The following is a 7,920-nucleotide window of genomic DNA, read 5'->3' as shown; positions in this document are numbered from 1 at the left end:
AGGTCGGCGACCACGCGCTGCAGGGCCAGGGCGGCGAGCGGCCGACCCCGATCAAGTCCAGCCCGGCGCTGACCCTGCCCGATCCCAACCGCCTGCCCTCGGGCAACGCGCAGCGCGTGGTCGCCGACCTGCACCGGACGCAGGGTCGTCGGGGTGCCGCCGAACGCGGCGCTCATCGCGTCGGCCATGACCCGGTACTTGGCTTCGTTGATCGTGGACAGCGCGTACATCACCACGAAGAAGGCGAGCAGCAACGTCATCAGGTCGGCATAGGGGATGGCCCATGCCTCGTGGTTGGCGTGCTCGTCGTGGGAGTGCTTGCGGGCCATTGGCAACTCAATGCAAGAATCCGGCCAGTTTCGATTCGATGTTGCGCGGGTTCTCGCCCTGGGCGATGGCGATCAACCCTTCGATGATCATTTCGCGCTCGCCGCAGCTGTGCTTGATCACGCTCTTGAGCTTGGCGGCCATCGGCAGGAACAGCAGGTTGGCCGAGGCGATGCCGTAGATGGTGGCGGTGAACGCGGCGGCGATGCCGTGGCCGAGCTTGCTCGGGTCGGCCAGGTTCTTCATCACCGCGATCAGGCCCAGCACCGCGCCGATGATGCCCAGGGTGGGCGCGTAGATGCCCATGCCCTCGAACACCTTGGCCGCGGCCAGGTCGCAATGCTCCTGGCCCTCCAGGTCGATCTCCAGCATGTGCCGGATGGCTTCCGGCTCCACGCCGTCCACCAGCATCTGCAGGCCCTTGCGCACGAACGGATCCTGCTGCTGCGGCACCTGGTTCTCCAGCCCGAGCAGGCCCTGGCGGCGCGCGATGTTGCTCCATTCCACGATCTGCTTGAGCAACGCCTGGCGGTCGCTCGGCGGCGGCCACAGGATCCACTTGGCGATCTGGAACGCACGGCGGAACACGGACGGCGGGGTATGCACCAGGATCGCGGCGACGGTGCCGACGATCACGATCACGAACGCAGCCGGCGACCACAGCGCCGAAATGCCGGCGCCCTTGAGGATGCTGCCGCCGATGAGCGACAGAATCGCCAACAGCAGGCCGATGAGACTGAGCTTGTCCATGCAGGAGGTATCGGCCAGGGGGCTTGGGACTTGATGGGTTGGGGGCCGGGAGTGGGGAATAGGGAATGGGGAATCGATGAAGCCGGGATTCGGGAATCGGGATTCGGGAATCGCAAAAGCGCACGCACGCCAACCGCTCATCCCGGCTCTATCGCGTCGCGGCTGAAGCCGCTCCCACATTGGGGAGTGAGGTACACGGGAGCTGCTGTTGCGATTCCCGAATCCCGATTCCCGAATCCCAGCCTCACCGCGTCGCGGCTGAAGCTGCTTCTACGGCGGAATCAGGGGAAAACGAAGCGCCAGGGAAACCGCTCTTACGATTCCCCATTCCCCAATCCCGGCCTTCAGGCCTTCAAGCCATCCACATCCAGGATCAGCGCCAGGCGGCCATCGCCGATGAGGGTGGCGCCGGCGTAGCCGGGCAGGCCGCGCAGCGAGCGCGGCAGCGGCTTGATCACCACTTCCTCGCGGCCGCGGACCTGGTCCACGACCAGGCCCATGCGCGATTCGCCGGCCTGCAGCACCACCACGGTGAGCAGCGGCAGTTGCGGGGCGTCGATGTTGAGCCACTGGCGCAGGTCCACCAGCGGCAGGGTGTGCGACTGCCGGTCGAGCACGGCGCGGCCGTCGAACCAGCCCAGCGAGCGGCGCGGGGCGTGCAGCACTTCCACCACGCGCGCCAGCGGCAGCGCATAGACGGTGTCGCCGGCCTGCACCAGCAGGGTCGGCAGGATCGCCAGGGTCAGCGGCACGCGGATCAGGAAGCGGCTGCCGCGGCCCAGTTCCGACTGGATCTGGATTTGCCCGCTGAGTTCGCGGATGCGCGACTGCACCACGTCCATGCCGACGCCGCGGCCGGAGATGTCGGTGACTTCGGATTTGGTCGAGAAGCCGGGCAGGAACACCAGGTGCAGGCATTCCTCGGTGGTCAGGCGGGCGGCGGCCTCGGGGTCGATCAGGCCCTTCTCGCGGGCCTTGGCGCGCAGCCGTTCCGGGTCGATGCCGGCGCCGTCGTCCTGCACCTCGATGCTGACGTAGTCGCCTTCCTGCTGCGCCGACAGGCGCACATGGCCGCCGCGCGGCTTGCCGGTGGCTTCGCGCAGCGCCGGGGCCTCGATGCCGTGGTCGATCGCGTTGCGCACCAAGTGCACCAGCGGATCGGCCAGCGCCTCGACCAGGTTGCGATCGAGCTCGGTGTCGGCGCCGATCAATTCCAGCTCCACTTCCTTGTTGAGCGAGCGGGCGACGTCGCGCGCCACCTTGGGGAAGCGCGAGAACACCTTGCCGACCGGCTGCATGCGCGTGCGCATCACCGCCGACTGCAGGCGCGCGGTGGCGATGTCCAGGCTGCTGACCGCGCGGTCCAGTTCCTCGTCGCGCAGGCGCACGCGCAGGGTCTTGAGGCGGTTGCGCGAGAGCACCAGTTCGCCGATCAGGTTGACGATCGCGTCCAGGCGCTTGGTGTCCACGCGCACGGTGTGTTCGGGCTCGGCGGCCTTGGCCGGGGCGGCCGCGGCCTTGGGCGCGGCGCTGGGCGCGCGCGGCGCCGGCTGCAGCGCCTGCGGCGTGGCCGTCGGCGGCGCATCGCCGTGCAACTGGTCCAGCAGCGCTTCGAATTCGTCGTCGCTGATCAGGTCTCCCGCGGCCGCGGCGGTGGCCGGGACGGCGGCGGGCGCGGGCGCGGCGCTCTTCGCGGGTGCCGGCGCCGGTGCGTCGTCGCCGTGCGCGTCGAACTGCGCGATCAGCTCCGGCGGCGCGCGCGGCGGCTCCTGGCCGCTGCCGAAGGCATCGAGCATCGACTGCAGGTAGTCCAGCGACTGCTGCGCGGCGTCGAAGTGTCGCGCCTGCAGGGTCGCCTGGCCGGCGCGGGCCATGCCCAGGGTTTCCTCCGCCGCGTGGCACAGCTCGACCATGGCGTTGATCGCCAGGAAGCCGGCGCCGCCCTTGAGCGTGTGGAAGCCGCGGAACACGGCGTTGAGCTGGCCGCTGTCCTCGGGCGCCTGCTCCAGCGACACCAACTGCTCGCCGAGCCGGTCCAGGATCTCCTGGGCCTCGATGATGAAGTCGGCAGCGATGTCGTCGGGTACGGCGCTCATAGAGTTACAGTCCCAGGCCCGAGAGCAGGTCGTCGGCGTCGTGCTGCGATACGCCGTGGCGGTCCAGGCCGGGCAGGGCCGGGCCGGCCAGGCTGCCGTCGGCCTTCTTGTTTTCTTCCTTCGGCGGCAGACCCAGCGCGCCGAAGCCCTCGTGCACGCGGCGCACGATGCCGGCGACGCGACGGATGATCTGCCCGGTCAGATCCTGGAAGCTCTGCGCCAGGGCCATTTCGGTGAGGTTGTGGCGGATCTTGTCGAGGATCTCGCTCTGGTCGCCGCTGAGGCCGCCGGCGGCGAGCTGGTCGGCCAGCGCACGGCATTCCTCGGCCAGGTCCAGGGTGCGGTGGCTGGCCTGTTCGGTCATCTCCACCACGTGGTCCAGGCGCGAGCAGGCGTCGTCCAGTTCGCCGGCCTCGCTGGGTACCACCGGCAGTTCGCCGAGCGCCTGCCCCAGATCGCGCGCGAGCCGGCTCAGGCCCTGCATCATCGGCCGCGTGCGCCAGGCGGCGAGGGTGTCGATCTCCCTGCGCCAGCCGGCCTCGTCGCCGTTCTCCAGCGCGTCCAGCGCGCCTTGCAGGCGTTCGATCAGGGCGGTACGTTCGGCGGTGGCTTCCATTTAGGCGGTCGCTCCCAGGCGTTCGAAGATCTTGCCCAGCTTCTCCTGCAGCGTCTGCGCGGTGAACGGCTTGATGATGTAGCCGTTCACGCCGCACTGCGCGGCCTCGATGATCTGCTCGCGCTTGGCCTCGGCGGTGACCATCAGCACCGGCAGGTGCTTGAGCTTGTCGTCGGCGCGGATGTTGCGCAGCAGATCGATGCCGGTCATGCCCGGCATGTTCCAGTCGGTGACCACGAACTCGAACGGCGCCGAGCGCAGCGCGGCCAGGGCGCTGTTGCCGTCTTCGGCCTCGGCGGTGTTGGTGAAGCCCAGATCGCCGAGCAGATTCTTGACGATGCGTCGCATCGTCGAGAAATCGTCCACGATCAAAATCCGCATGTTCTTGTTCACCACTGACTCCTAAGGGTTCCTATTCTTCGTCTTCCAGACCGGCATCGGCGACCTCGAACGCCTTCAGGCGTCCGCGCAACCGTACCGTGGCCTGGCCATGGATCTGACACACGCGCGACTCGCTGACCCCGAGCACCGCGCCGATTTCCTTGAGGTTCAATTCCTGCTCGTAGTACAGCGACAGCACCAACTGCTCGCGTTCAGGCAACTGCGCGATGGCCTTGCCCAGCTCGCGGCCGAATTCGCTGCGCTCGAGCATCTGCTGCGGATTGGGTCCGCCCTTGGCGATGGTATCCAGCTCGCCATGGTCCTCGATGCGCGACTCCAGGCTCAGCACCTGGCCGCGGGCGGCATCTTCCATCAAACGCAGGTATTCGGGAAGCGGCATGTCCATCGCCGCGGCCACTTCGTTGGCGGCGGCGGCGCGGCCGGTGCTCTGTTCGATCTTGCGGATCGCCGAGGCGGCGTCGCGGGCGCGGCGGTGCACCGAGCGCGGCACCCAGTCGCCGCGGCGGATCTCGTCGATCATCGCGCCGCGGATGCGGATCGAGGCGTAGGTCTCGAACGAGGCGCCCTGTTCGGCGTCGTAGCTGCGCGAGGCCTCGATCAGGCCGATCATGCCGGCCTGGATCAGGTCGTCGATCTCGACGCTGGCCGGCAGCCGCGCCGCCAGGTGGTGGGCGATGCGCCGGACCAGGTCCGAGTGCTGGGCGATGTAGTCGTTGGCGCTGTTGCGCTGGACGGCGCGGTAGTGGGCGGCGGCGTTCATGCGGCCACCCCGCGCTGGATGATGCGCTCGACGAAGAACTCGACGTTGCCGCGCGGGGCGGTCGGCGCCTGCCAGCGTGCGGTGCGCCGGGCGATCTCGGAGATCGCCTGCGCCGACGGGCTGGACGGGTAGGCCTTGACCACCGGCTGCTGGCGCTGCACCGACAGGCGCAGCCAGTCGTCCTGCGGCACGCAGCCCAGGTAGTTCAGCGACACGTCGCCGAGGAACTTCTCGCAGACCCGGCTGAGCTTGTCGTACAGCAGGCGGCCTTCGTTGAGGTCGCGGACCATGTTGGCGACGATCTGCACCCGGTCCACGCCGCGCTCGCGCGAGAGGACCTTGATCAGGGCGTAGGCGTCGGTGATCGAGGCCGGCTCGTCGCAGACCACCACCACCGCGTCCTGCGCGGCCTGGCAGAAGGTCAGCACGCTGTCGGTGATGCCGGCGGCGGTGTCGACGATCATCACGTCCAGCTCGCGCTGCAGCTCGGAGAACACGTTGACCAGGCCGACGTGCTGGGCCGGCGGCAGCTCGGCCATGTAGCGGCGGCCGGAGGCGGCGGGCACCACCATCAGCCCGTTGGGCATGTCGATCAGCACCTCTTCCAGGGTGCAGCGCCCGGCCACCAGGTCGGCCACGGTGAACTTGGGGGTCAGCCCGAGCAGCACGTCGACGTTGGCCAGGCCCAGGTCGGCGTCCAGCAGCAGGGTGCGCTTGCCCATGTCGGCCAGCGCCATGGACAGGTTCACCGAGATGTTGGTCTTGCCCACGCCGCCCTTGCCGCCGGTCACGGCGATGGTGCGCACCGGACCCAGCGGTTCGCTGCGCGTCGCCGACAGGGGGAAGGCATTGGTCAGATTGACGTAGTCACGCGACGGCATGGGTCTGCTCCGGAGTACAGGGCTTATCGGCAGCGCGCCGCAAATCTTCAAGGCGCAATACCAGGCTGGCGGCGTTGGCGCGGTGCAGGTCGTCCGGCACGCGCTGTCCATCGGTCACCCAGGTGATGGGGAGGCGGTGGTCCACGACCACCGACAAGGCACTGCCGAACCGCCCGGTCTCGTCCAACTTGGTCAGGATGACCCCCTGTGGGTCGGCGCCGGCGAACCGGCGCACCACCTCGTCCAGGTCGGAGAAATGGGCGTTGGCGGGGAGGACCAGCAAGGATCGGACCACCCGCGAGGCGCGCAGCCAGTGCAGCTGGGCGGCCAGGGCGCGGTCGCGCTGGCCCATGCCGGCGGTGTCGATCAGCACCAGCTTGTAGTCGGCCAGGCGCTCCAGCAGCTGCTGCAGCGCGGCGTCGCTGTCGGCCTCGTGCACGGCGATGCCGAGCTGGCGGCCGTAGCTGTGCAGCTGTTCGCGGCCGCCGACGCGGATGGTGTCGGTGGTGACCAGGGCCACGTCGCGGGCGGCATGGCGTTCCAGGAAGCGCGAGGCCAGCTTGGCGATGGTGGTGGTCTTGCCGGCGCCGGTCGGGCCGATCAGGGCGATCACGCCGCCTTCCTCGAGCGGGTCCAGCGCGGCGATCGGCAGGCGCTTGGACAGCAGGCCCAGCATCAGCCCGCGGCCGCGGTGCAGCTCGAGGTCGGCGGGGATCTGCATGACCACGTCGCGGGTGATGCCGCTGTCGAAGCCGTAGTCGTCCATCAGCTCCAGCGCCTGGGCGCGGACCGGCGAGCCGCGCAGGCGCTCGTCGGTGAGGCGGTTCATCTCGCGCTCGATCATCTGCCGCATCAGCGACAGTTCGTCGCGCAGCTGCGTCAATTGTTCGTCGTTCTGCGGGGCGGGGAAGGTCGGCACTGCCGCCAGCGCCGCGGCCGCCGGGATCCCGGCAGCGGCCGGCGCATCGGCGGTCGCGACGGGCGCGGCCGGGGCCGGGCTCGCCACCGGGGTCAGCGCCACCGCGGGCACGTCGTCGCGCCAGGCCGGCACGGCCTCGGCGGCCGGCGCCGCGGTGGCGGCGGCGAACGGACTGGGCATGGGCACGCTGATCGGGGCGTTGCGGAACACGTCCTCGGGGATGCTGAACTCCGCGCGGCCGGTGACCGGCGCTGCGGCCTTGGCCGGGGCGGCCTGGCGTGCGGCGGCAGCCGGGGCGGCCGCGGCGGGCATCGCCGAGGCGGCCAGCGCTGCCGGCTGGGTCAGCGGCCGTGCCGGGGAAGCGGCCGGGGCGGCCGGCGCGGCACCGCCGCGGCGCTCGCTGATCGCGGCCATCATCGCCATCGCCGGGCTGGCGGCGGCGTCGCCGCGTGCGGCACGCGGGGCCGCAGCGGCCGGCGCCTGGCTCGCCGCGGCGGCGCGCGGCGCCTCGTCCGGGCGCACCGCATCCAGCGCCCGCTGCACCAGGGCCTCGTCGTAGTTGCTGGCGGCCACGATCTCGATGCCCTCGTCGGTGCGCCGGTTGGACAGGATCACCGCATCCGGCCCGTGCTCGTCGCGCACCATCCGGAAGGCGGTGCGCATGTCGGGGGCGACAAAGCGTTTGATCTTCATGGGTGGGAGCCGGGAATGGGGAATGGGGAATGGGGAATGGATGCGTGATCGGTGCCGATACGTGGCGGGCCGCGGTGTCGTGTCCGGTTTTTCGTGATCGTGTTCATTGCTCTCTCCGCTGCCGGGGCAAGGGTGCGATTCCCCATTCCCTGTTCCCGTTTCCCGTCATCTCAACTGATCGTGCCCACCAGCTTCAGCCGCTTGTCCTCCGGCACTTCGCTGTAGGACAGGACCGACAGCGCGGGGACGCTGTGGCGGACCAGGCGGGGGGGGGCGGGGGGGGGGCCGCGCGGGGCGGCCGCGGCGGGGGAGGCGGGGGGGGGGGGGGCGTGGGGCGGGGCCACCGGCGGCGGGGCGGGGGGCTGGGAGAGGGGGGGGGGCAAAAAGGCAACACAGGCGGGGGGGAAGATGCTGGGGGCGCGCGCGGGGGGGGCGGAGGCGGCGCGGGGCCGCGCGGCGGGCCGCCGCCGCGCCAG

General features: G+C 70.4%; 8 protein-coding genes. All 8 read right to left on the bottom strand.

Annotation, left to right across the window (positions count from 1 at the left end; translation table 11 throughout):
• Positions 1-335 (bottom strand): flagellar motor protein MotB (locus CEK65_RS21270; protein ID WP_304951738.1); only part of this gene is annotated, 335 nt, incomplete at its 3' end.
• Position 336: 1 nt separating this feature from the next.
• Positions 337-1,077, bottom strand: coding sequence for a flagellar motor protein (locus CEK65_RS19990; RefSeq protein WP_010341770.1), 741 nt, complete (start codon positions 1,075-1,077; stop codon positions 337-339).
• A 344-nt stretch (positions 1,078-1,421) separates the two neighbouring features.
• Complete coding sequence (locus CEK65_RS19985; protein ID WP_043091957.1) at positions 1,422-3,173, bottom strand: chemotaxis protein CheA; 1,752 nt, start codon at positions 3,171-3,173, stop codon at positions 1,422-1,424.
• Between the two features lie 4 nt (positions 3,174-3,177).
• Positions 3,178-3,789: a protein phosphatase CheZ gene (locus tag CEK65_RS19980; protein ID WP_010341543.1), complete on the bottom strand. Its 612-nt coding sequence runs from the start codon at positions 3,787-3,789 to the stop codon at positions 3,178-3,180.
• A complete protein-coding gene (gene cheY / locus CEK65_RS19975; RefSeq protein WP_010341542.1) occupies positions 3,790-4,182 on the bottom strand; it encodes a chemotaxis response regulator CheY in 393 nt (130 codons plus the stop codon).
• 19 nt (positions 4,183-4,201) lie between these two features.
• Complete coding sequence (locus CEK65_RS19970; RefSeq protein ID WP_017908923.1) at positions 4,202-4,951, bottom strand: RNA polymerase sigma factor FliA; 750 nt, start codon at positions 4,949-4,951, stop codon at positions 4,202-4,204.
• Positions 4,948-5,832, bottom strand: coding sequence for a P-loop NTPase (locus CEK65_RS19965; RefSeq protein WP_010341540.1), 885 nt, complete (start codon positions 5,830-5,832; stop codon positions 4,948-4,950). Before CEK65_RS19965 ends, CEK65_RS19970 begins: the two co-directional genes overlap by 4 nt.
• Positions 5,819-7,444: a flagellar biosynthesis protein FlhF gene (gene flhF, locus CEK65_RS19960; protein WP_152182769.1), complete on the bottom strand. Its 1,626-nt coding sequence runs from the start codon at positions 7,442-7,444 to the stop codon at positions 5,819-5,821. The genes CEK65_RS19965 and flhF overlap by 14 nt, the downstream gene beginning before the upstream one ends.
• Positions 7,445-7,920: the final 476 nt, after the last annotated feature.

It is taken from the genome of Xanthomonas sp. LMG 12459 (genome assembly GCF_009192905.1).
Taxonomy (GTDB): Bacteria; Pseudomonadota; Gammaproteobacteria; order Xanthomonadales; family Xanthomonadaceae; genus Xanthomonas_A; species Xanthomonas_A sontii.
This window is presented reverse-complemented; position numbering and strand designations above follow the sequence as displayed.

What these genes read in the sequence shown, in the direction of transcription:
- CEK65_RS19990 (WP_010341770.1), bottom strand. Translation starts at nt 1,077, where the DNA reads ATGGACAAGCTCAGTCTCATCGGCCTGCTGTTGGCGATTCTGTCGCTC.
- CEK65_RS19985 (WP_043091957.1), bottom strand. Translation starts at nt 3,173, where the DNA reads ATGAGCGCCGTACCCGACGACATCGCTGCCGACTTCATCATCGAGGCC.
- CEK65_RS19980 (WP_010341543.1), bottom strand. Translation starts at nt 3,789, where the DNA reads ATGGAAGCCACCGCCGAACGTACCGCCCTGATCGAACGCCTGCAAGGC.
- CEK65_RS19970 (WP_017908923.1), bottom strand. Translation starts at nt 4,951, where the DNA reads ATGAACGCCGCCGCCCACTACCGCGCCGTCCAGCGCAACAGCGCCAAC.
- CEK65_RS19965 (WP_010341540.1), bottom strand. Translation starts at nt 5,832, where the DNA reads ATGCCGTCGCGTGACTACGTCAATCTGACCAATGCCTTCCCCCTGTCG.
- flhF (WP_152182769.1), bottom strand. Translation starts at nt 7,444, where the DNA reads ATGAAGATCAAACGCTTTGTCGCCCCCGACATGCGCACCGCCTTCCGG.